The sequence below is a fragment of the Helcobacillus massiliensis genome (assembly GCF_033106145.1).
GTDB classification, from domain to species: Bacteria; Actinomycetota; Actinomycetes; order Actinomycetales; family Dermabacteraceae; genus Helcobacillus; species Helcobacillus massiliensis.
The window spans coordinates 1,347,485-1,370,887 of the sequence record NZ_CP136959.1; the positions used below are offsets into that span (position 1 = coordinate 1,347,485).

Sequence of the window (23,403 nt, forward strand, 5' to 3'; positions counted from 1 at the left end):
CAGCTGGTCTCAGGGCTGGGACGCGGGTCGGGTGTGGGCGACCTCACCGGGGTTGAGTTCGGTGATCGGTCCGGTCAGTCCGAGGTACTCGACCGCGTCCGTCAGCTCCTCATAGTACGGAGCGTAGTCCTCCCAGATCATGGACCGATCCACGGCGCGGTCATGGCAGAGAATCCCGTCGAGGTGGTCGGCTTCGTGCTGGAAGATGCGGGCGGGCCACCCGGACCACACCTCGTCGAGGTCACGGCGGGACCCGTCGGCCCCGATGACGGTTCCGCGCACCCGCACCTGCTGGTGGCGCGGAACGATGGATCGCCAGCCGTCCACGCTCAGGCACCCCTCCCAGGCGTACACCACGGTGTCGCCGACTCCCTCGTACCAGGGGTTGGCGATGCAGTGCAGGGGCAGATCACGGCGCTCGAGGGGGGCCTCGCCCTCCTCCTCGTCAAAGCCGACGGAATCCTCCATCACCACGAGCCGCAGCGGCAGGCCGATCTGGGGCGCCGCAACACCGACGCCGGGCGCTTCGTGCATGGTGATGACCATGGCCCGCAGCAGGGCGGAGAGCTCGTCGGCATCGAGCTGGTCCGCGAAGGCGACGCTGGATGCCCGCAGAGCAGGGTGCCCGGCCTGGACGATCCGCAGCGGGTCGGCGGAGTCGTCGCGGCGGGAGAGGATCTTGGCGGTGAGGTCGCGCAGCTTCATGCCCCTGTTCTACCAGGCGAACATCTCCGCAGCCCGGCTGTGGAATGTCCCACATCCGGCGGAGAACCTGCGATACGATCACTGGACCTGCGACAACGAGGTTCGCAGGCTTCGCTTCACAACGGATCGTCCGGCACGTACCTGCCGGTGAAGGAGAACAGCCCCATGGCAACCGTGACCTATGACAGTGCCACCCGCATCTACCCGGGCAACGACAAGCCCTCGGTGGACAGCCTCAACATCGACATCGAGGACGGCGAGTTCCTCGTCCTCGTCGGCCCGTCGGGCTCGGGCAAGTCGACCGCTCTGCGCATGCTCGCCGGCCTCGAAGAGGTCAATGCCGGCCGCATCCTCATCGGCGACCGCGACGTCACCGACGTCCCGCCGAAGGACCGCGACATCGCCATGGTGTTCCAGAACTACGCGCTGTACCCCCACATGTCCGTGGCGGACAACATGGGCTTCGCGCTGAAGATCCAGGGCAAGCCGAAGGCCGAGATCCGTGAGCGCGTCCGCGAGGCCGCCGAGATCCTCGACCTCACCGAGTACCTGGACCGCAAGCCGAAGGCCCTCTCCGGCGGTCAGCGCCAGCGTGTGGCCATGGGCCGCGCCATCGTCCGCAGCCCCCAGGTGTTCCTCATGGACGAGCCGCTGTCGAACCTCGATGCGAAGCTGCGCGTCTCCACCCGTACTCAGATCGCGTCCCTGCAGCGCCGCCTCGGCGTCACCACCGTGTACGTGACGCACGACCAGACCGAGGCCATGACCATGGGTGACCGCGTGGCCGTCCTGGACCACGGCATCCTGCAGCAGGTCGACACCCCGCGCACCATGTACGACCGCCCGGCGAACGTGTTCGTGGCCGGCTTCATCGGCTCCCCCGCCATGAACCTCATCGAGCAGCCGCTCTCCGAGGGCGGTGTGCAGTTCGGGGGCGCCCTCGTGCCGGTGGACCGCTCCACGCTCTCCCAGTCCTCGGACAACTCCGTCACCGTCGGTGTCCGCCCCGAGGATCTGGAGATCTCCCCGGACGGCGAGGGCCTGCCGGTCGAGATCGACGTAGTCGAGGAGCTCGGCGCCGACGCCTACGTGTACGGCCGCCTCGCTGGTGAGAAGAACCCAACCGCGAAGCCGATCATCGCGCGCGTGGACGGCCGCACTCCCCCGCAGAAGGGTGAGACGGTCCACTTCCGCCCGAAGCAGAACCACGTGCACCTGTTCGATCTCAGCAGCGGCCTGCGCCTGGGCGACTGACCCGGCCCGACCGAAGGGCGAGGGGCGTGCATCCATCCGGGTGCGCGCCCCTCGTCATCACCGGACCCCGCGATGGGAGACAATGGACCCATGGCCGCCCTGGAGATCTCCGCTGCACGTCCCGATCCCGCCCTGCTGGATCTGCCGTGGCACCTCCCCTTGGCGGACTGGCCGGACGACCTTCTCGCCTCCCTCCCCCGCGGCATCTCCCGCCACGTGGTGCGGTTCGCCCGTGTCTCCGGGCGTGTGCTCGCCCTCAAGGAGATCACCGAGGACCTCGCCCGCAGCGAGTTCCGACTGCTGCGGCTGCTGGCGAAGATGAACATTCCAGCGGTGGAGTCCTTCGCCGTGGTGTCCGGCAGGGAGACGGTCGATGGCAGGCCCTTGGACGCGGTCCTCATTACCCGCCACCTCCAGTACTCCCTGCCGTACCGTGCGCTGTTCTCCCAGGTGAATCAGCCGCAGACCGCGAGCCGTCTGCTCGATGCCCTTGCCGTGCTGCTGGTGCGCCTGCACCTCGCCGGCTTCTACTGGGGCGATGTGTCCCTGTCCAACACGCTGTTCCGCCGCGATGCCGGCTCCTTCGCCGCCTACCTCGTCGACGTCGAGACCGGGCAGCTGCACGAGACCCTCTCGCGCGGTCAGCGCGAATACGACCTCGACCTCGCCCGCACCAACATCATCGGAGAGATGTTCGACCTGCAGGCCGGGGAGAAACTGGCCGATGACGTCGATGCGGTCGAGATCGGTGACCAGCTGGTGCAGCGCTACCAGGTGCTGTGGGCGACCCTCACCGAACGGGAGACGTTCAGCTCCGAAGAGCGCTGGCGGGTCTCCGCCCGCATCGAGAAGCTCAACGAGCTCGGCTTCGACGTGGACGAACTCGACATCACCACCGACCTCGACGGCACCTCGGTCAGCATCCAGCCGAAGGTGGTGGACGCCGGTCACCATGCACGGCGTCTGCTGCGCCTGACCGGCATCGACGCACAGGAGAACCAGGCTCGGCGCCTGCTGAACGACCTCGACCAGTACGCCGCCGAAACGGACCAGCAGGGCGAGGACGAGGACTTCGTGGCGCACGAATGGCTGCAGGAGTGCTACGAGCCGGTGGTGAGGGCGATTCCCCGGGCGATGCGCCGCAAACTGCAGGCGCCGGAGTTCTACCACGAGCTGCTGGAACATCGGTGGCACCTGTCGCAGCGCCTCGGACACGACGCGACGATGGACCAGACCGTTCAGGACTACATCCTCACCGTCCTGATCCACCGTCAGGATGAGCGGGCGCTGATCACCTCGGAGACGTCAGCGATCCCGATCTTCGAGGGCTGACGCCCCGCCGCCCGAGCGGCTCAGCGCAGGCCGGCGCGGGCGCGGTGGCCCGCCACCTCGTACAGCACGATCGACGCCGCCACCGACGCGTTCAGCGACTCCGTGGTCGCCGCCATCGGAATGGATGTGATCGCATCGCACTTCTCCCGCGTGAGACGGGAGATGCCCTTGTCCTCCGCACCGATGACCAGCACCAGCGGGTCCGGGGCGAACGTCAGCTCGCGGGGGTTCTGGTCCCCGTCGGCGTCGAGGCCGACGGCGAACACACCGCGCTTCTTGAGGTCGTCGATCGCACGGTTCAGGTTCGTCACCTGCGCCACCCGCACGCGTCCGGCGGCACCGGCGGCCACTTTGTACACGCTGGCGGTCATCTGCGCGGAGCGGCGCTCCGGCACGATCACGCCATGCACACCGAACGCACCGGCGCTGCGGAGGATGGCGCCGAGGTTGCGCGGGTCGGTGATGCCGTCGAGCGCCACGAACAGCGGCGCCTCGAAGCGCTGAGCGGCGATGTCCATCAGTTCGTCGATGTCGGCGTACTCGTACGGCGGGATGGTCAGCACCACGCCCTGGTGGACGGCGCCGTCGGTCATGGTGTCCAGTTCGTTGCGGCTGGCTTCTCGCAGCGGAATGTTCTCCGCCTGCGCGATCCGCATGATCTCGCGCACGCGGTCGTCCACATCCATGCGGATCTGCAGGGTGAGGCCCAGGGACGGCACCTCGTCCCGCATCGCCTCGAGCACGGAGTTGCGGCCTGCGATGTGGGTGGGGCGGTTCGCGATGTCCTTCTGAGCCTTCGGCTTCGGTCGGCGCCTGCCCGTTTTCGCACCGGCGCGGCCGACGGTGTCCTGCGTGCCCTTGTACGCCTTGTGGTACGGGCGGTCCTCCGCCTTGGGGGTGGGGCCGCGGCCGCGCAGACCGCGTCGGCGCTGGCCTCCTGAGCCCTTGGGTGCTGAGCGTGCCATGATTCCTCCGAATCGGATTCGGCGCCGCATCGGCGCGCGCGTGGTGTCGGTGTCGTGTGGTCAGTGGTCGGTCAGCGACCAGCGGGCGCCGTCCGCACCGTCCTCGATGGTGATGCCGGCGGCACCGAGTCGCTCGCGGATGGCGTCGGCCGCCGCCCAGTCCTTCGCGGCGCGCGCCTGGGCCCGCTCCTCGAGCTGCGCGGTCACCAGCGCATCCAACGCATCCTCTGCGGCCGTTCCCGAGGTCCGGGTGCTCTGGGCGCGCCACTGCACTGGGTCCAGGCCCAGCACATCCAGCATGCCGCGCAGGGACGAGACCGTGCGGGCGATCGCCGTCAGGTCCTGCTGCTTCGCGCCGAGGAGGGTGTTGAGGTCCGCGTGGGTGCGGTGGATGACGGCGAGGGCATCGGCCACGGAGAGGTCGTCGTCCATCGCGGCGACGAACGCCTCCGGCAGATCCGCCTCCGCGGGGTCGATCAGCTCCGCCGATGCTGAGGATCCATCGACCGCCTCCACGGCGCGGAGCACGGACGCATCCAGTCGCGCGATGACCGTCTCGGCGTCGCCGAGGATGCGGCTGTTGAACTCCATGTCGGACCGGTAGTGACTGGAGACCATCGCCAGACGGATCGCCTGCGGGGAGGACTGCGTCAGCGCCTCTTCGGCGGTGATGAAGTTGCCGAGGCTCTTGCCCATCTTCATGCCGTCCACGGTGAGCATGCCGGCGTGCATCCAGCGCTGTGCGAACCCGTAGCCGGCGCCGAACGACTGCGCCTGCTCGTTCTCGTGGTGGGGGAAGCGGAGGTCGAGGCCGCCGCCGTGGATGTCGAACGACTCCCCCAGGTACTTCCGGCTCATGGCGGAGCATTCGAGGTGCCAGCCGGGCCGGCCGCGACCGAACGGGGTGTTCCACGCGGCGGACTCCGGCTCGTCGGCCTTCGCCTGCTTCCACAGCGCGAAGTCCCGACGGTCGCGCTTACCGCGCTCGGGGGCTTCGAGGTCGTCGATCATGTCATCGAGGGACTGGTTCGTCAGGGAGCCGTACTCCGGCAGGGAGCGGACGTCGAAGTAGACGTTGCCCTCACCGTCGGCGTAGGCGTGGCCGCGGTCGATCAGCAGCTGCATGAAGTCGACCTGTTCGGGCACATGCCCGGTGGCGCGCGGTTCGTAGTCGGGGCGCACAGCACCGAAGCGGTCCATGATCTCGCCGAAGAGGCGCTCGTGCTGGATGGACCAAGCCCACCAGGGGCGGCCCTCCTGCTCGGCGCGGGCGAGGATCTTGTCATCGATGTCGGTGACGTTGCGGACATAGGTGACGTCGTATCCGCTGCGGCGCAGCCAGCGCACGAGGACGTCAAATGCGAGGAAGGTGCGGACGTGCCCGATGTGCGGCCCGTCCTGCACGGTGGGACCGCAGACGTACAGGCCCACCTTCCCCTCCGTCAGCGGAATGAAGTCCGAGAGCGTGCGGGTGGCGGAGTCATGCAGTCGAAGAGTCACCAGGCCAGCATATTCTGCGCGTCTGGGGAACGGAAAAGCGGACCGCCCGCAGGGCGATCCGCTTCTCGATGATGAGGGAGGCGACTCAGGCGCGGGCCTTCGTCTTCTCCACGGAGCGAGCAGCGACCTGCTTGCCGTAGAGCTCCTCGTAGGCGTCGTCGTAGTCAGCGGCGTTCACGGGGCGCTTGCCCTGCACTGCTCCGACGGCGCTGGTGGCGGTTTCGACGGTGGTGGTCGGGCCCTTGATCCTCTTCGCGACCAGGAACGCCGCGAGGCCCAGGATCAGGCCGAGCACGATGAGCGCAGCGGCGACGATGAGGAAGGACAGCCACGGGCTGAGACCCAGGGCCACCAGACCCCATGCGGCGGTGAACAGGAGCATCACCCAGGCGCTGAGCAGGAAGAACACCAGGACGGCGGCAAGGGCGGCGGTGATGCCGGCCTTGACCACGATGTCCGTGATCTCCTTCTTGGCGATGGCGATCTCTCGCTGCACAACGCCGGTGACCTCGGCTTTGATGGACGTGATGAGCTCGCTGATGGATCGCTGGCTCGTCCGCGACGCGCGGTCATTCGAAGAGTTGATCATGAAGAAACCCTATCAGGACTGTGATCTGGTCGTTATGTCAGTCGAGGGTGATCCGGCGGCGCCGCTGCTTCTCCGGGCGGGGGCCCGCCGAGGAGCTGCGGCGCACTTCCAGCCGCGGGGTCACCGCGACGTCGCGGGCCGGACCGTCGTACCCACCGGCGCGCTCCACGATGAACTGCGCCGCCATCGCACCCAGGCGCCGCGAATTCGGATCGATGCTGGTGAGCTGCGCCGTTCCGGAGGCGGCGAGCGAGGTGTTGCCGTAGCCGACGACCGACAGGTCCGCCGGAACGCTGTAGCCCGCCTCGACCGCTGCGGTGAGGACTCCCGTCGCAGTGACGTCGTTCGAGCAGGTGATCGCGGTCGGAACCGAGGAGCCGTTCAGCAGCATCGACCCGGCGGTGCGCCCCACCTGTTCGGAGAAGTCGGCGGGCTCCACACGTGCGCGGTCCTCCAGACCGTGGCGTGCCATGGCCGCGGTGAACGCCTCGGCGCGCTCCTGCGCCACCGTGTACCCCACACCGCCCACGTGGGCGATGTCCTTGTGCCCCATCGCCACCAGGTGGTCCACGACGAGGCCGAGGCCGGCCTCGTCGTCGATGCGGACCGTGTCCATGGTGCCGATGTGCTGCTTGGATGCGCCGATCGCGACGATCGGGCGGGAGCCGATGGCGCGGCGCACCACGTCCATATCGGGGAGGTCGGAAGCCATGATGAAGCCGTCCACGCCGAGCGCGGTCAGCGAGGAGATGGTGGACTCGTCCACCGTCACCGGGTACTCCGGGACGCGCTGACGGGTCGGCACCACCACAACCGTGCGCCCGGTGGCCGACAGCTCGATGCGGATGGCCCGCACAAGGTCGGAGATCCACGTGTTGCGCATCGTGTTCACCAGGACGGCGATGACTCCGTTGCGCGCGTCCTCCTCCGAGATGTCCTCGAGGGGGAAGTTGAGGCGCTCAGCGGCTTCGCGGGTGCGCTGCGCGAGGTCCGGTTTGATGTCCGGGGCGCCGCGCAGGGCGCGCACTGCGATCGCACTGGTGATGCCGACGGATTCGGCGACGTCGTTGAGCGATGCCCGCGTCTTCGTCGGGTCGCTCTGGAACGGTTCGGTCTTCTTCTCAGCCATGGCCATCATTGTTCCATCACTTGCTCACTTGCCGGCGAGGCCGCGCTGGATGAGGTCCATCACGGAGGAATCGGCGAGGGTCTGGGTGTCCCCCACCTCGCGGTTCTCGGCGACATCGCGCAGCAGGCGGCGCATGATCTTGCCGGATCGGGTCTTGGGCAGCTCGGTGACGAGCAGGACCTTCTTCGGCTTGGCGATCGGGCCGATCTCCTGGCCCACGTGCGCGCGCAGCACCTGCACCGCGTTCTCCTCGCCGCCCTCAGCCTCGACGTCGCCGAGCGCATCCGAGCGGAGGATGACGAATGCGACGACGGACTGTCCGGTGGTCTCGTCGGCTGCGCCGACGACGGCGGCTTCGGCGACCCATGGGTGGGAGACGAGGGCGGATTCGATCTCGGAGGTGGACAGGCGGTGGCCGGAGACGTTCATGACGTCGTCCACGCGACCGGTCACCCAGATGTCCCCGTCAGCGTCCTTCTTGGCGCCGTCACCGGCGAAGTACCGGTTCTCGAAGCGGGACCAGTAGGTGTCGATGAAGCGCTGGTCATCGCCCCAGATGCCGCGCAGCATCGACGGCCACGGATCGGTGAGCACGAGGAAGCCTGGCTCGTCGGGCTGGACGGCCTCACCGTTGTCGTCGAGAACGTCGGCGCTGATCCCCGGCAGGGGCACCTGCGCACTGCCGGGCTTCAGGGGCGTGACGCCGGGCAGCGGGGAGATCATGATCGCACCGGTCTCGGTCTGCCACCAGGTGTCGACGATCGGGCAGCGGTCACCGCCGATGACGCGGCGGTACCAGCGCCATGCCTCCGGGTTGATGGACTCGCCGACCGTTCCGAGCAGGCGCAGGCTGGAGAGGTCGAACTTCGCGGGGATGTCCTCGCCCCACTTCATGGCGGTGCGGATCGCCGTGGGCGAGGAGTAGAAGGTGGTGACGCCGTACTTCTGGATGACCTCCCACCAGCGGCCCTGGTGCGGGGTGTCGGGGGTGCCCTCGTAGATGACCTGCGTGGTGCGGTTCACCATCGGTCCGTACACCACGTAGGTGTGGCCGGTGATCCAGCCGATGTCGGCGGTGCACCAGTAGACGTCGGAGGACGGCTTGAGGTCGAAGACGTTGCGGTGCGTGTAGGCGGCCTGGGTGAGGTACCCGCCGGTGGTGTGGACGATGCCCTTCGGCTTCCCGGTGGTGCCGGAGGTGTAGAGGATGAACAGCGGGTGCTCGGCGTCGACCGCGACGGGCTCGTGCTCGGTGGATGCGTCCTCGCGCAGTTCGTGCCACCAGTGGTCGCGGCCGTCGGTCCAGGCGACGTCGCCTCCGGTGCGCTTGACCACGAGCACGTTCTTCACGGTGCCCTGCGAGCCCTCGAGGGCGTCGTCCACAGCGGGCTTGAGGGGGAGCGCCTTGCCGCGGCGGAACTGGCCGTCGGCGGTGATGACGGCCACGGCGCCGGCGTCGTCGATGCGCGAGCGGAGGGCGTCGGCGGAGAAGCCGCCGAACACGACTGAGTGGGGTGCGCCGATGCGGGCGCAGGCGAGCATGGCGAACACCGCTTCGGGGATCATCGGCAGGTAGATGGCGACGCGGTCCCCCGTGGTGACGCCGAGGTCCTGCAGGGCGTTGGCCATGCGGGAGACCTCGTCCTTCACCTGGGCGTAGGTGTAGGAGGCGTCGGCGCCGTCCTCGTATTCGGCGAAGAGGGCGACCTGGTCGCCGTGGCCGGATTCGATGTGGCGGTCCACGGCGTTGTAGCAGGCGTTGAGGCGGCCGTCGGCGAACCAGCGGGCGAACGGGGCGTTGGAGTAGTCGAGGACCTCGGTGAACGGCTTCGACCAGTTGAGCAGGCGGGCGCGCAGCTCCCAGAACTTCAGGCGATCAGCAGCGGCTTCCTCGTAGAGGCTGGGACGCGCGACCGCGTTGGTGGAGAATTCGGAGCTCGGCGGGTAGACGTCCTGGGTCTGCTCAGCGGGGGCCGACGGGTTCTGGGTGGTCATCCTGGCTCTCCTCCACGGGTCCGGGTTGCGGTGCTGGTCAGAGGCACAGGAGCCGACGGACGCGGATCTCTCCGCTGCCCGCCGGCTCCTGCGGCGTGGCCCTCACAACGTTATCGCATGTGGGCTGAAGCACAGAATCGGGTCAGCACTCGGGCAGCGACACCGGCACCGTGATCGCGAGACCGCCCATTGCGGTCTCCTTGTAGCGCTCGTTCATGTCCTTGCCGGTGCGGCGCATCGTCTCGATGACGGTGTCCAGGGAGACCAGGTGCTCACCGTTGCCGCGCAGGGCGAACCGCACCGCCGTGATCGCCTTGATGGAGCCCATCGCGTTGCGTTCGATGCAGGGGATCTGCACGAGGCCGCCCACCGGGTCGCATGTGAGACCCAGGTTGTGCTCCATCGCGATCTCCGCAGCATTCTCCACCTGCGGGGGCTTCGCGCCCATCACCTCGGCGAGGCCGGCCGCGGCCATGGAGGAGGCGGAGCCCACCTCGCCCTGGCAGCCGACCTCGGCGCCGGAGATGGAGGCGTTCTCCTTGTAGAGGGAGCCGACGGCCGCCGCGGCGAGCAGGAAGCGCACCACCGCGTCGTCCTTCTCCTCCTGGGTGTCGAAGTCCAGGAAGTTGAGGGCGTAGAACAGGACGGCGGGGATGATGCCGGCTGCGCCGTTGGTGGGGGCGGTGACGACCCGGCCGCCCGCCGCGTTCTCCTCGTTGACGGCGAGAGCGGCGAGGCTGACCCAGTCGAACTGGCTGTCGCGGCTCTTGTCCGGATCCTCCGCCTGAAGGGACTCGTACCAGCCGGCAGCGCGGCGCTTGACGTTCAGCCCGCCCGGCAGAACACCGGGAGTGTGCATCCCGGCGGTGATGCAGGCGTCCATCGCGGCCCAGATCTCCAGAGCGCCGGCACGGACCTCCTCTTCGCTGCGCCACTGGCGCTCGCGCCACATCATAGCCTGCGAGATGGAGATGCCGTGCTCCTCGCACACGCGCAACAGCTCAGCGCCGGTGGTGAAGATCGGGTTGACGTCCTCGGCTTCGTCGGCCGCGTCCGCACCTCGCGCGTTGATCTCCTCCTTGGTGAGCACGAAGCCGCCGCCGACGGAGAACGACGTGCGCGTGGCGATGACTTCGCCGTCGGCGTCCAGGGCGTTGAAGGTCATGCCGTTGGAGTGCTCGGGCAGGAACGTGAGGGGGTGCACCACGATCGTGGAGGGGCGCAGTGTGACGGGGACCTGTCCGCCCAGCAGCAGCCCGCCCTCCTTCTCGATCTCCTGGGCGCGCTCCCAGCCCTTGACGGGGTCGATCTCGCGGGGGTCGTTGCCCTCCAGGCCGAGGATGACGGCATCGAGGGTGCCGTGGCCGATGCCGGTGGCGGCGAGGGACCCGTAGAGGTGGACGTCGAGGTCGTCGAGGCGGCTGCGGACGTCCTCATCGGCGAGGATCTCCTGCGCCCACTCGTTCGCGGCGCGCATGGGACCGACCGTGTGCGAGGACGACGGCCCGATGCCGATCTTGAACAGGTCGAACAAGCTGATTGCCATATCTGATCCTTACTGGTCCTTACTTCCCACGGCCGCGTGCGCCCCCGGAGCGCTTCGGGCCTCCCTGCCCTCGGCGACGCCCGCCGCCTGCTCCGCCTCGAGCGCCGCGGGGGCGGCCGCCGCGCGACGTCCTGCGCTCGGATGCATCGTCGTCGTGCCCTCGGCCCCGCCAGGTGCTCGTGGTCGTCCCCCGCTGGTGCCGTCGGCCGGCGCCGCCCCGGTTCCGGGGTGCGGCCCCTGCGGTGCTCTCGCCGTCCTGGTCGTAGACGGAGCGCCGCGCTTCGTTCTCGCGGCGCACCTCGGCGCGCCGCTGGTCGGCTCCCCGGCCCCCTCGGATGTCGAGGCGCCGCGGGGCACCCTTGTGCTTGATCATCGCGGGATCCTCCGCGGGTTCGCCCGACGGGGCCCTGCCGCCCACGAAGCGGAGCACCTCATCGTTCTCAGAGGCCACATCATGCCATTGGACGGGGGCTTCCGCTGCATCCAGGAGCCGCGACACGCCGTCCTTCTGGTGCGGAAGGACAAGGGTGACCACGATGCCGTGCGCGCCGGCGCGGGCGGTGCGACCCGACCGGTGCACGTAGTCCTTCGCCGTCTCCGGCGGGTCCACGTGCAGGACGAGGGAGACGTCGTCGATGTGGATGCCGCGCGCCGCAACGTCCGTGGCGACGAGGACGTCGTAAGCGCCGTTGCGGAAGCCGGCCAGGACATTGGTGCGCATGCCCTGCTGCTTGGAGCCGTGCAGCGCGGCGGCGGCCACGCCCACCTCCACCAGTTCCTGGGCGACTCGCTCCGCGCCCAGCTGCGTGCGGGTGAAGATGAGGGTGCGGCCGTCCCTCGCGGCGATCTGCGCGGTGATCTCCCGTTTGCGCTTGGGGTTGATGGCGTACGCCTCGTGCCGCATCGTCTTCACAGCTGCCGCCACCGGCGTGGTCTCGTGGGTGACGGGGTCCACGAGGAAGTCGTCGACGATCCGCTCCACCTGGTCGTCGAGCGTGGCGGAGAACAGCATCTTCTGCGTGCCCATGGGGATGTTCGCGAGGATCTCCCCGATCTGCGGCAGGAAGCCGAGGTCGGCCATGTGGTCCGCCTCGTCGATCACGGTGGTCTCGATGCAGTCCAGTCCGAGGTCGCCGCGGATCGCGAGGTCCTTCACCCGGCCGGGGGTGGCGACGATGATCGCGACTCCGCGCCTCAGCGCCTCGGCCTGCTTCTCGATGTTCATCCCGCCGGCCACCAGCTGCGCGCGGATGCCGACCGCGCGGGCGAACGGGTGGATCGTATCGACCACCTGCACCGCCAGCTCGCGCGTGGGCACCAGCACGATGCCGAGCGGGCGCCGCTTGTGCACCCGTCGGCCGCGGAAGCGCGCCGTCATCGCGAGGGTGAACGCGAGGGTCTTGCCGCTGCCGGTCTCAGCGCGGGCGAGGACGTCGCGGCCCGCGAGCGCGTCGGGGAGGATCGCCTCCTGGATCTCGAAGGCACGGGTGAAGCCGTGGTAGTCGAGTTCGCTGATCAGCTCGGTGGGCAGCGCCATCTCCTCGAAGGGCGTCCCCTTGGAGCGGCGGTTCTTCGCTTTCGGCATCGGTTCCTCCTCTGCGGGCCGGCGCGGCGCGGGTCTGCTGTTCCTCATGCGGGCCGACGGGGCCCTGCCGGCAGGCGCCGGTGAACTCCCCCAGTATCGCAGGAACGGGGCCGGTGGGCCCTGAGCGTGACAGGCCCGTCGCCCCTGCGCGGATGCGGCGAACGCCTCACTGACCGCGGGCGCTTCCGGTGGGACAATGGGGGCATCATGATGCGAACACTGATGACCTCGAAGATCCACCGCGCCACCGTCACCCAGGCGGACCTGCACTATGTCGGCTCCGTGACGGTGGACGCCGACCTGCTGGACGCCGCCGGACTCATGGAGAACGAGAAGGTCGCGATCGTCGACATCACCAATGGTGCCCGCCTGGAGACCTATGTCATCCGCGGGGAGCACGGCACCGGCGAGATCAAGGTGAACGGCGCGGCCGCCCACCTGGTGCATCCCGGTGACCTCGTCATCCTCATCGCCTACGGGCTGATGGATGACGCGGAGGCCGCGGTGCATGAGCCGCGCGTGGTGCACGTGGACGAGAACAACCGCATCGTGGGCATCGGGACCGATCCCGCGCAGCCCGTCCCGGGGATGCCGGGCCAGATCGCGTCGCGGTGAGCCGGCGATCCTGAATGCTCGGAGTTCTCAGCGGCTTCTTCATCATTTCGGTCCTGATCGCGGTCGGCATCGCCGCTGGCCTGACCGGGATCCTCGGCCCGCAGGGGCGGTTCGTGCTGAACCGCATCACCTATTTCGTGGGGACGCCCGCGCTGGTGTTCACCTCACTGATGGATTCGGACCTCTCGATGGTGCTGTCCCCGCATTTCGCTATCGCAGCGATTGCGGCGTTCATGACCGTGGCGCTGACGGGGGCGGCTGCGCAGTTGCTGCTGCGTCGGCGCCCCGAGCACACCCTGGTGACGGCGGTCAGCGCCTCGATGGTGAACTCCGCGAACATGGGCTTCCCGCTGGCGGCGTACGTGCTGGGCGATGTGGCGTTCGCACTGCCGATCGTGCTGTTCCAGATGGCGCTCTTCACCCCGATGTTCCAGTTCGTCCTGCATGCGGTGAAGAGCGGGCAGCGGCCGTCGCTGAAGGCGTTCGCGGCGAACGTTGCGGCGAACCCGACGATCATCGCGGCGGCGATCGGCATCGCTCTGCTGGCGGCGGGGTGGAGCCTGCCCGCGTTCGCCATGGAGCCGATCGAGATCCTGGGCGGGCTGTCGATCCCCGGTCTGCTGATCAGCTTCGGCATGTCGCTGGTGGCCTCGAAGCCGCTCGCGAAGACCGATGGGGTGCGCGCTGATGTGTTTCTGGCGAGCGCGTTCAAGCTGATCGTGATGCCGCTGGTGGCGTTCGGTGCGGCGGCGGTGCTGTTCGGGCTGTCCGGTCATGCGCTGTTCGCGGCGGTCGTGATGGCGGCTCTGCCGACGGCGCAGAACGTGTACGTGACGGCGGCGCACTATGAGACGGCGGAGGAGGTCTCGCGCGATACGGCGCTGGTGACCTCGATCGGCACGATGCTGGTGCTGCTGGCGGTCAGCCCCTTCTTCACCTGAGGGCCGCGCCTCTCCCCGCTCTCCCGCGCGGGGCTCTCAGCGCAGCGCCTTGAACAGGTCGAGGGCGAGGACGGTGCGGTCACGGGCACCGGTTTTGCGCAGCAGAGCGGAGATGTGGTTGCGGACCGTCCCCTCGGCGAGGAACAGCTGCGCGGCGATCTCCTGGTTGGAGCACCCGTCGGCCACCTTTTCGGCAACGCGCCGCTCGGTCGGGGTGAGGACGGTCAGGATGCCCTCCTCCCCCTCTCCGGACGGTGGCGGGGAGTACGCGGCGCGGGCGACGCGCGGGTCGATCACCATGCCGCCGCCGACGGCTGCGCGCAGCGCGTCGGCGAGGGTGGTGGTCGAGGAGTCCTTCAGGAGGAAGCCGGCAGCTCCGGCGGCGATGGCGCCCTGCACGAGGTCGGGTTCGTCGAAGGTGGTGAGCACCAGCACCGGCAGGCCGGGGTGGCGGTCGGCAACGGCCCGGACGAGGTCGATTCCGTCCATGTGGGGCATCTTCGCGTCGGTGAGGACGGCGTCGACGTCGGTGGTGGCGAGAACGGCGAGGGCTTCGTGCCCGTCGGCGGCCTGGGCCGCCACGTCGATGCCGTCCTCGGTGCTGAGCAGGAGGGTGAGGCCGCGGCGCAGCAGCTGCTGGTCGTCGACCACGAGGACGCGCAGGGGCGGACGGTCGGTGGAGGTCATGCTGGGGCTCCTTCGGTGGTGGCGAGGGCCTCGCCCGCGGGGACGGTGACGGTGAGGCGGAAGACCCGCCCGGCTCCCTCACCTGCCGGGCGGGCGTCGGCGGTGAGGGTGCCGCCGAGGATGCGGGCGGCGCGGGTGAGGCCGGTGAGTCCGATGCCGCGGTGCTCGGCGGGCAGGAGGCCGACGGGTGCGTCCGCAGCGGGGTTCTGGACAGTGACGGTGACGGTGCCCTCAGCGCGGTCGTGGTGGATGTCGATGGTGACATGGTCGGCGCGGGCATGCCGCAGGGCGTTGGTGAGGCCCTCCTGGACGGTGCGCAGCGACAGGCGCTCCATCGGTTCGGTGAGGGCGGCGCCGGCGAGGCCCTCGGTGAGGGTGACGGTCAGGCCGGTGCGTTCGAAGGAGGCGACGGCGTCCTCAACAGCGGCGATGCCGTGGGAGCCGTCGCGGCGGATGGGGCTGAGGGCCCGCACCCAGGTGCGCATCTCCCCCATGGCGTCGGAGGCGGTGGTCCGGGCGGTGGCGATCTCCTGCCAGGCCGCCTCGGGTGCGCGGTCGCGCATCCGCTGCGCGAATTCGAGGCTCATGCCGATGAGAGTGAGGCGGTGCCCGAGCCCGTCGTGGAGTTCGGCGGCGGCTCGTGCCCGTTCTTCGGCGAGCATGAGGTCGCGTTCGGCGACGCTGCGGCGCGCCAGTTCCTGCAGGGCGCGGTCGCGCTGCGCGACGGCGCGGCGCTCCTCCTCCACGAGGGTCGCGTAGCGGGCGAGGATGACGCCGAGGATGGTGCCGAGGGCGTACACCATCGCCACGGGCAGCACGTTCAGAACAGCGTGGAGGACGGGCGCGCCGAACAGGAGCGGCCCGGCGGCGATGCTGATGGCGGCGTCGATGGCAACGGCAGCAAGGGAGATCCGCCAGGAGGCGTCGAGCACGAGGAGCAGGGTGGAGAGGATGAGCGCTGGTGCGTACAGACCCAGGTGGCCGAGGAGGGCGCCGGCGGCGAGCAGCGCGAAGACGAGGATCGCCAGCGCGGACCGGATGCGCCTGCTGGTGAGGCTGCGCCGCAGGACCCACAGCAGACCGACGCTGGCGACGATCAGCGCGATGCCGGTGGCGATCGGTGCGGAGGCGGCGGTGAAGACGGGGGCCGACGGGTCCTCGAGCGCATCGGGGTTCGCGAACTGCATCACCCCCAGCAGGTAGCAGAACAGGGCTCCGGCCTGCAGGAGCGGCAGGGCGCGGGTGGGGTCGGCGGTGCTCTCTGGTCGGGTCACGGCATGAGCCTATGCGCGGCGGCCGTGCACTGACCCATGACACGGGTCATGGGTGTCGGTGACGAGCGGCACTGAAGCCCTAGGGGCATCGATTCCTAGCGTGGAGGACATGGCATCTCTGCCTCCCTCCCCCACCATTCAGCCCCGGCTTCCGGTGTGGGTGCGCATCCTGCTGACCCTTGCCGTGTTCGCTGCGGCCCCTGCCGCGCCGATGCTGGTGCTCGCGCTCCTGCCCGATGCCCATGCCGACTTCGTCGGCGCCGACGACGCCGCGCATATGCGCATCGCACTTCTGGTGTGGCCGCTGGCGCTGGTGGTGTTCGTCGGCGGCTCCATGGCGCTGGTGCGCTGGGCTGACCGTCGCCCGGTCGGCGACCTGGGGCTGCGACCGGGGCCGCGTGCTCTCATCGCCCTGGTCGTCGGCACCGCCGTCTCCGTGGCGATCGCCGCTGCCGCCACCGCGGGCTGGCTGCTGGTGGAGCCGGTGCTGGCGCCTCCGGCGGGACCCGCCACGGCGGAGGAGGCTGCGCTCGGCGCCCCCGCCGCTCTGGCGCAGATCCCCGCCTGGCTGCTGCTCGCCTACATTCTGGTTCGGTCCTTCGTTCTGCAGGGCATCGGCGAGGAGGTGCTGATGCGCGGCTATCTGCTGCAGTCGCTGCGGTCACGGCCCCGTCGGGCGGTGTTCATCGCCGCGGTGGTGTTCGCCCTGCCGCACCTGGGGAGCTCGGGCGGCCAGCAGGGGCTGATCGGGCACCTGTCGTATCTGACGATCCCGTTCGGGTTCTCCCTCACCGCCGCCGCCCTCGGGATCCTGCTGCGCAGCGTCTGGGCCGCGGCCGGCATCCACGGCGGCTTCCATCTCGGCATGGGGGTGCTCGGCGTGGGCGGGGCTCCACTCACCTCCCCCTGGATGTTCCTCATCCTGGGATCGGCGCACGTCCTGGTGGGCCTCGTCCTTCTCACCCGCGTCAGCCCGGCGCGCTGGGCTGAGGTCGCCGTGCGCGGCCCGTACGCCCATCCGGTGCACGGCTCGATCTGAGAGCATGACGGTTCACCGTGACTGCTGTGTGGAGGAGATCGGATCGTGCACCTGTACTTCGTCTGTTGGGGGAACATCTGCCGCAGCCCCATGGCTGAGCGCATCGCGCAGGAGTACGCCCGCGAGCATCTGACCGCCTCCGAGCTGGAGGAGCTGAGCATCGAATCCTTCGGCGTGTCCAGCGAGGAGCTCGGCAATCCCATCGACCACCGGGCACGGGTGGAGCTGCGCCGCCACGGCATCGACGCGGAGAACCACCGGGCCCGCCAGATCACCGAGCACGATGTGCGGGAGGCGAACCTCATCATCGCGGCGGAGGACTTCCACCTGGAGCGTCTGCGCGCCCTCGGCGCCCGCGAGGACCAGATCGCACTGGTCACCGACTTCGTCCCCGGTGCGGATGCGGGCGACCCGTTGCCGGACCCGTGGTACGGCGGGGCGGAGAACTTCACCTCCACCATGAACGTGCTGAACGAGGCGATGCCGGGCATCTTCGCGGCCGTGAAGGAGCGCCTGCAGGCGTGAGGTGATCCGCGCTGGACCGATCCGGTGTCCAGCGGGCGGCTTCGGTAGTCTGGGAGCACCGCCAACGCCGGCTGCTCCCCCACCCCACCGGGATGGTGCTCCATCCCGCCGGGGCCCTGTGCGCGGGAGCATCCGTCGGCCGACCCGCTCAGACGCACAAGGATTGGGATGACTGACGCACCGCATCGCTACAACGCCGATCTCGCCGGCTCCATTGAGGAGCGCTGGCAGGCCTTCTGGAAGGACAACGGCAGCTTCCACGCCGTGGACCCCGAGGGCGAGTTCGCCGGTGACGGCTCCCCGCTCCCGGAGAAGTCCTTCATCATGGACATGTTCCCCTACCCCTCCGGCAAGGGTCTGCACGTGGGTCACCCCCTGGGCTACATCGCCACCGATGTGCTGGCCCGCTACGAGCGGATGAAGGGCAAGAACGTCCTGTACACGATGGGCTACGACGCGTTCGGCCTGCCCGCTGAGCAGTACGCCATCGAGACCGGCACCCACCCGCGCACCACCACTGACGAGAACGTGGCGAACATGTCCCGCCAGCTGTTCCGCCTCGGCCTCTCGCATGACCTGCGCCGCGCCCTGCGCACCACCGACGCCGACTTCGTGAAGTGGACGCAGTGGATCTTCCTGCAGCTGTTCGAGTCCTGGTACGACCCGACGGCCGAGAACGTGGACGGCGTCACCGGCCGCGCCCGCCCCATCAGCGAACTGAAGGGCGCGATCCAGGACCGCGAGGTGGATCCGTGGGCGATGGCGGAGAAGCTCGGCATCGAGCTGCCGCAGCACTGGATCGAGCGCAAGCCCTCCCCGAAGCACTGGATCGAGGGCGACTCCACCCCGTTCGACTTCCTGGTGCAGTACACCCCCGAGCAGATGCAGGAGCTGGTGGACTCCTTCCGCCTCGCCTACATCTCCGACACCCCGGTCAACTGGTGCCCGGGACTCGGCACCGTGCTGGCGAACGAGGAGGTCACCGCCGACGGGCGCTCCGAGCGCGGCAACTACCCGGTCTTCAAGCGCCGCCTGCGCCAGTGGAACATGCGCATCACCGCCTACGCGGACCGCCTCGTGGACGACCTGGACCGCGTGGACTGGCCGGAGTCGATCAAGCTGATGCAGCGCAACTGGATCGGCCGCAGCCACGGCGCCCAGGTGCGCTTCCGCTTCGCCGACGCCCCCTCCGCCCTCGCCGGCGGCGAGTTCGAGGTGTTCACCACCCGCGCCGACACCCTCTTCGGCGCCACCTTCTGTGCGCTCTCCCCCGAACACGCTCTGATGGCGGACCCGTCGGCCCTGCCCGACACCTGGCCGGACGGCACGAAGGACGCCTGGACCGGCGGCGCCGCCACCCCCGCCGAGGCGGTCCGCGCCTACCAGCAGCGCGCCGCCTCCCTCACCGACGAGGACCGCACCGACGAGGACCGCCCCAAGACCGGCGTGTTCACCGGCCTGTTCGCCGTCAACCCGATGGACGGGCGGAAGATCCCCGTGTTCGTCGCCGACTACGTGCTCATCGGCTACGGCACCGGCGCCGTCATGGCGGTGCCGGCCGAGGACGAGCGCGACTACGCGTTCGCTTCGGCGTACGACCTCGACATCATCCGCACCGTCCAGGTCCCGGACGACTTCGAGGAGGGCCGGGCCTACACCGGTGACGGCGAGAAGATCAACTCCCGCAGCGACGAGCTGGACCTCAACGGCCTCGGCATCGACGACGCGAAGCAGAAGGCCCTCGAGTACGCGATCGAGAAGGGCTTCGGCCGCGCCCGCACCACGTATCGTCTGCGCGACTGGCTGTTCTCCCGCCAGCGCTACTGGGGTGAGCCGTTCCCCATCGTGTACGCCAAGGACGACCCCACCACCCCGATCCCGCTGCCGATGGAGCACCTGCCCGTGCCGCTGCCGGAGCTGGACGACTTCTCCCCCACCGCGCTGGATCCGAACGACACCGACACGGAGCCGCAGACCCCGCTGAGCCGCAACCAGGACTGGGTGAACGTGCGTCTGGACCTCGGCGACGGCGAGAAGGACTACATCCGCGAAACGAACACGATGCCGAACTGGGCCGGCTCCTCCTGGTACGAGCTGCGCTACACCGACCCCACGAACGAGGATGAGCTCACCTCCCGCGCGAACGAGGAGTACTGGATGGGGCCGCGCAGTGAGGGCTCCGTGGGCGGTGTGGACCTGTACGTGGGCGGTGTGGAGCACGCCGTGCTGCACCTGCTGTACGCCCGCTTCTGGCACAAGGTCCTGTTCGACCTCGGCCACCTGTCCAGCCAGGAGCCGTTCCATCGCCTGTTCAACCAGGGCTACGTGCAGGCCTACGCCTACACCGACGCCCGCGGCGTGTACGTCCCCGCTGAGGAGGTCGTAGAGGAGGCCGACGGCACCTTCACCTACAACGGCGAGAGGGTCTCCCAGGAGTACGGCAAGATGGGCAAGTCGCTGAAGAACTCGGTGACCCCGGACGACATGTACGCCCAGTTCGGCGCGGACACCTTCCGCGTGTACGAGATGTCGATGGGCCCTCTTGACCAGTCCCGTCCGTGGGAGACCCGCGCCGTGGTCGGCGCTCAGCGCTTCCTGCAGCGCCTGTGGCGCCTCGTCATCGACGAGGAGACCGGTGAGGTCATCGCCGGTGACGGCGAGGCCGACGCCGCCACCCTCAAGGCCCTGCACACCACGATCGATGCGGTCACCGTGGAGATGGACAACATGCGGTTCAACACCGCGATCTCCAAGATGATTGAACTGGTCAACCAGCTCACGAAGCTGATGACCGCCGGCACCGCGGTTCCGCGCAGCGTGGTGGAGCCGCTGATCCTGATGGCGGCGCCGCTGGCGCCGCACATCGCGGAGGAGATGTGGCACCGCCTGGGCCACGAGGAGTCCCTGGTGCGGGCGCCGTACCCGTCGGCCGATGAGGCCTACCTCGGCGCGGACGAGATCACCGCGGTGGTCCAGGTGAAGGGCAAGGTCCGCCACCGCCTGCAGGTGCCGGCGGACATCACCGCGGAGGACCTCGAGGCCCGCGTGATGGCCGAGGACCGTGTGAAGGAGCTGCTGGAGGGCCAGGAGCTGCGCAAGGTGATCGTGCGCGCCCCGAAGCTCGTCAACCTGGTGATCTGAGGCGGCGCCGGGGCCGTGCGACACCGATATCACCCCCTGCCTCAATAATTCAGCCCCAAATCTCCCGACAACCAGACTGACGAGAATATAGGCCGGGCCATCGCTCACGTGATGGCCCGGCCTACTCGTACAGAGGGGAGTCAGAGGCGTCGTCCGCTCCCAACACCCCGAATCACGGGAACAGTGAAGACCCCGGCCACGACTGCGGCGACACCCCAAATGACAATATTATTCGGTAGCAATGCACCGCCGGTCGCGAAGGAGAATATCGCTGCCAAGAGGAGCGTAGTCGTCGCGAACATTCCGATGCCGATCAGCCACGCTGTCGTGCGCATACTCCATCCTTTCCGCGAGCAACGTTCAAGATCCAGCACAGACGATTGCGCTACCTGCAAGGGCCGCTGCGATCGCCGCTGGACCACCGACAGCTCTCAAAACGCCCTTGAGCGCGGCGGGCCCCAATCCTCGGACGATGGTTTTCGCTGCGAGCCCCCAGCGATACATCTTTATAGCATCAGCGATGGCAGTCCATGTGCCCGCACTCAATGCGCCTGCTGGGATTCCGAGCGCGCTTAGGACGACGCACTGGGCGTACGACTTTGCACTGGATGCTGACGCCGTTCGATCGCCCGCGATGGCAACCCGACCGTCGGCCATTGCATTGAGCTCGCTTGCCATTTTCTCAAATTTCGGCAATGCGTCACCGTATCCATCGGCAATCACAGCAGAGTCGTGGACTACAAATTTTCCACTCTTGACCGGCATATACCTGGTAAAGAAGTCTTCGAGGCCCTTGGAAATAACCTCGGCGTCCTCTTGCTGATCGCGAGAAAGAGTCAGGCCCTTTTCAGCTGCGGCAGGATCGACACCTGCCCCTTCTGCCCGCGGGGTCACCCCAAGCGCAACACTCAAACCCCCCACTAAGGCGGATGTGGCAAATGCTCGGCGGTCAACTGTCATCCTTGAAGTAGTCACAAAAGATCCTCCTTCGGTGAGAGTGTCCGCCATGCAACGTCGCAGCATTCTCAACTCCGACCCCTCCAGCTAAACACGATCAGGCATTTGGGTCAAGAGATCACCAAGACTGCACAAACAAGGGGTACATCGGGGGTAAACGAGCTTCTGCCCTGCTCTCAGGGGTGACGGCTCCGAGGCGTGTCATGCGCCAGGTCCTTGCCCTTGGTCTCCGGCATGAACGCCATCACTGCGCAGGAGATGACCAGCAGCGCCACCACGTAGACGCCGAACTGGATCTGGTCGCCCACCCACGTGTTGAGGTACGGGGCGGTGCCGCCGAACAGGGCGATCGCGATCGCGTACGGGATGCCGAAGCCGCTGGCGCGGTTGCCGGTGGAGAACATCTCCGCATACATCGCGGGAGCGTGGGACAGCATGCCGGCCAGCAGCACGAGCTGCACGACGATCGCCACGACCAGCTGCCAGAACTCACCCTGGATCAGCAGAATCAGCGGAATGTACAGCACGGCGGTGCCCAGCAGGCCGCCGATGGCGCAGGGCCTGCGGCCGATGCGATCGGAGAGCGCGCCCCACACCGGCAGGGCGAGGATGAGCGCAATGTTGCCGATCATGGAGGCGAGGAACGCCTCCTGGTCGGTGTAGCCGAGGTTCTGCTTCGCCAGCGCAGCGATGGACACCGACCAGATGTAGTAGGCGACGGTCAGGCCCGCCGTCATGAAGATGACGCGCAGGGCGCGCGAACGGTCCTGCCAGAGGGCCACGAGGACGTTGACCTTCGCCTCCTCCTGCTGCTGGCGCTGCTGCTCCTCTTCGAACACGTCGGACTCCTCCATCGAGGAGCGGATCCACAGCGCCATGAGGCCGAGGACCGCGCCGATCGCGAACGGGATGCGCCAGCCCCAGGCGTTCATCTGCGACTCGGTCAGGATGCTGGAGAGGATGAGGCCGAGCAGCAGGCCGGCGAGCAGGCCGATGGTGCCGGTGACGTAGATGGAGGACGCCCACAGGCCGCGGTGCTCCCGCGGCGAATGCTCCGCGAGGTAGGTCTGGGCGCTGGGAAGCTCGCCGCCGTGGGCGAGGCCCTGCACAAGGCGCGCCACCAGGAGGATCACGGAGGACCACACGCCGACCTGGTCGTAGGTGGGCAGAGCGGCGATCAGCAGGGAGCCGAAGGAGGCGGCGAGGACTGCGACGGTCAGGGCGTGCTTGCGGCCGACGCGGTCACCGATCCAGCCGAAGACGAAGCCGCCGAAGGGGCGGGCCACGAACCCGACGGCGAAGATCGCCATGGTCTGCAGGAACGCCGAGGTCGGGTCGTCGTCGTTGAACGCCTGGGCGGAGAAGTAGACGGCGAAGCTGGCATAGATGTTCCAGTCGAACCATTCGAGGCCGTTGCCGACCCCGGTGCCGAGGATGGTCTTCATCGAGGACTGCTTGGCGGCCGGCTCGGCGGCGCCGACGGATGCTGCTGTATGGGAGCCGTTCGGGGGCGTGCTCTGTTCTCGCATACGCACACTGTAGGTGCCCGGCATCTCATCCGCGTGCTCATCCTTCAGCGTGGACACACGCCCGACACACGAAGCGGCGCCGCACAGATCAGGTC

19 protein-coding genes are annotated in these 23,403 nt (G+C 68.6%); 7 read left to right on the forward strand and 12 right to left on the reverse strand.

The window, feature by feature from the left end:
• Window positions 1-9: 9 nt before the first annotated feature.
• Window positions 10-705, reverse strand: a complete 696-nt coding sequence (locus R3I40_RS06260; RefSeq protein WP_285262176.1) for a peptide deformylase — start codon at window positions 703-705, stop codon at window positions 10-12.
• Window positions 706-870: 165 nt separating this feature from the next.
• Here R3I40_RS06260 and R3I40_RS06265 point away from each other — a divergent pair, with 165 nt between their 5' ends.
• Window positions 871-1,959: an ABC transporter ATP-binding protein gene (locus R3I40_RS06265; protein ID WP_183374896.1), complete on the forward strand. Its 1,089-nt coding sequence runs from the start codon at window positions 871-873 to the stop codon at window positions 1,957-1,959.
• A gap of 90 nt (window positions 1,960-2,049) precedes the next feature.
• Window positions 2,050-3,291, forward strand: a complete 1,242-nt coding sequence (locus R3I40_RS06270) for a DUF4032 domain-containing protein (protein ID WP_285262175.1) — start codon at window positions 2,050-2,052, stop codon at window positions 3,289-3,291.
• A gap of 20 nt (window positions 3,292-3,311) precedes the next feature.
• Here R3I40_RS06270 and rlmB read toward each other — a convergent pair whose 3' ends face one another.
• The 7 genes from rlmB to R3I40_RS06305 all read right to left on the reverse strand — a co-directional run bounded on the left by rlmB (window position 3,312) and on the right by R3I40_RS06305 (window position 12,600).
• Window positions 3,312-4,256, reverse strand: coding sequence for a 23S rRNA (guanosine(2251)-2'-O)-methyltransferase RlmB (rlmB, locus tag R3I40_RS06275; RefSeq protein ID WP_183374900.1), 945 nt, complete (start codon window positions 4,254-4,256; stop codon window positions 3,312-3,314).
• 60 nt (window positions 4,257-4,316) lie between these two features.
• Window positions 4,317-5,756 (reverse strand): cysteine--tRNA ligase, encoded by a 1,440-nt coding sequence (gene cysS, locus R3I40_RS06280; RefSeq protein WP_259923422.1) that lies wholly within the window; start codon window positions 5,754-5,756, stop codon window positions 4,317-4,319.
• 85 nt (window positions 5,757-5,841) lie between these two features.
• The gene (locus R3I40_RS06285) at window positions 5,842-6,345 is read right to left on the reverse strand and encodes a phage holin family protein (protein ID WP_183374904.1); all 504 of its coding nucleotides are present in this window, start codon (window positions 6,343-6,345) and stop codon (window positions 5,842-5,844) included.
• A gap of 37 nt (window positions 6,346-6,382) precedes the next feature.
• Window positions 6,383-7,474, reverse strand: a complete 1,092-nt coding sequence (locus R3I40_RS06290) for a LacI family DNA-binding transcriptional regulator (RefSeq protein ID WP_239374218.1) — start codon at window positions 7,472-7,474, stop codon at window positions 6,383-6,385.
• Window positions 7,475-7,498: 24 nt separating this feature from the next.
• Entirely contained in the window at window positions 7,499-9,469 is a 1,971-nt protein-coding gene (acs, locus tag R3I40_RS06295; RefSeq protein WP_259923423.1) for an acetate--CoA ligase, read from the reverse strand.
• A gap of 142 nt (window positions 9,470-9,611) precedes the next feature.
• Window positions 9,612-11,015 carry an L-serine ammonia-lyase gene (locus R3I40_RS06300; protein ID WP_285262174.1) on the reverse strand — a complete coding sequence of 468 codons (1,404 nt, stop codon included), beginning with the start codon at window positions 11,013-11,015 and terminating at the stop codon, window positions 9,612-9,614.
• A gap of 19 nt (window positions 11,016-11,034) precedes the next feature.
• The gene (locus R3I40_RS06305; protein ID WP_285262173.1) at window positions 11,035-12,600 is read right to left on the reverse strand and encodes a DEAD/DEAH box helicase; all 1,566 of its coding nucleotides are present in this window, start codon (window positions 12,598-12,600) and stop codon (window positions 11,035-11,037) included.
• 207 nt (window positions 12,601-12,807) lie between these two features.
• Between R3I40_RS06305 and panD the strand changes: the two genes are divergently transcribed.
• Window positions 12,808-13,215: an aspartate 1-decarboxylase gene (gene panD / locus R3I40_RS06310; protein WP_183374914.1), complete on the forward strand. Its 408-nt coding sequence runs from the start codon at window positions 12,808-12,810 to the stop codon at window positions 13,213-13,215.
• Between the two features lie 14 nt (window positions 13,216-13,229).
• The gene (locus tag R3I40_RS06315) at window positions 13,230-14,156 is read left to right on the forward strand and encodes an AEC family transporter (RefSeq protein WP_239374209.1); all 927 of its coding nucleotides are present in this window, start codon (window positions 13,230-13,232) and stop codon (window positions 14,154-14,156) included.
• A 36-nt stretch (window positions 14,157-14,192) separates the two neighbouring features.
• On the opposite strand, the gene R3I40_RS06320 is transcribed toward R3I40_RS06315, so the two are convergent.
• Together R3I40_RS06320 and R3I40_RS06325 are read right to left on the reverse strand one after the other, a co-directional pair.
• On the reverse strand, window positions 14,193-14,843 hold the full coding sequence (locus R3I40_RS06320; protein WP_239374206.1) for a response regulator: 651 nt from the start codon (window positions 14,841-14,843) through the stop codon (window positions 14,193-14,195).
• Complete coding sequence (locus tag R3I40_RS06325; RefSeq protein ID WP_285262172.1) at window positions 14,840-16,117, reverse strand: sensor histidine kinase; 1,278 nt, start codon at window positions 16,115-16,117, stop codon at window positions 14,840-14,842. Before R3I40_RS06325 ends, R3I40_RS06320 begins: the two co-directional genes overlap by 4 nt.
• A gap of 109 nt (window positions 16,118-16,226) precedes the next feature.
• Here R3I40_RS06325 and R3I40_RS06330 point away from each other — a divergent pair, with 109 nt between their 5' ends.
• The 3 genes from R3I40_RS06330 to leuS all read left to right on the forward strand — a co-directional run bounded on the left by R3I40_RS06330 (window position 16,227) and on the right by leuS (window position 20,822).
• Window positions 16,227-17,156 (forward strand): CPBP family intramembrane glutamic endopeptidase, encoded by a 930-nt coding sequence (locus tag R3I40_RS06330; protein ID WP_285262171.1) that lies wholly within the window; start codon window positions 16,227-16,229, stop codon window positions 17,154-17,156.
• A gap of 45 nt (window positions 17,157-17,201) precedes the next feature.
• Window positions 17,202-17,681 (forward strand): low molecular weight protein-tyrosine-phosphatase, encoded by a 480-nt coding sequence (locus R3I40_RS06335; RefSeq protein WP_285262170.1) that lies wholly within the window; start codon window positions 17,202-17,204, stop codon window positions 17,679-17,681.
• 168 nt (window positions 17,682-17,849) lie between these two features.
• On the forward strand, window positions 17,850-20,822 hold the full coding sequence (leuS, locus tag R3I40_RS06340; protein WP_285262169.1) for a leucine--tRNA ligase: 2,973 nt from the start codon (window positions 17,850-17,852) through the stop codon (window positions 20,820-20,822).
• A 360-nt stretch (window positions 20,823-21,182) separates the two neighbouring features.
• Here leuS and R3I40_RS06345 read toward each other — a convergent pair whose 3' ends face one another.
• Together R3I40_RS06345 and R3I40_RS06350 are read right to left on the reverse strand one after the other, a co-directional pair.
• Window positions 21,183-21,830 carry a hypothetical protein gene (locus R3I40_RS06345; protein WP_239374191.1) on the reverse strand — a complete coding sequence of 216 codons (648 nt, stop codon included), beginning with the start codon at window positions 21,828-21,830 and terminating at the stop codon, window positions 21,183-21,185.
• A gap of 125 nt (window positions 21,831-21,955) precedes the next feature.
• Window positions 21,956-23,308: an MFS transporter gene (locus R3I40_RS06350; RefSeq protein WP_239374188.1), complete on the reverse strand. Its 1,353-nt coding sequence runs from the start codon at window positions 23,306-23,308 to the stop codon at window positions 21,956-21,958.
• Window positions 23,309-23,403: the final 95 nt, after the last annotated feature.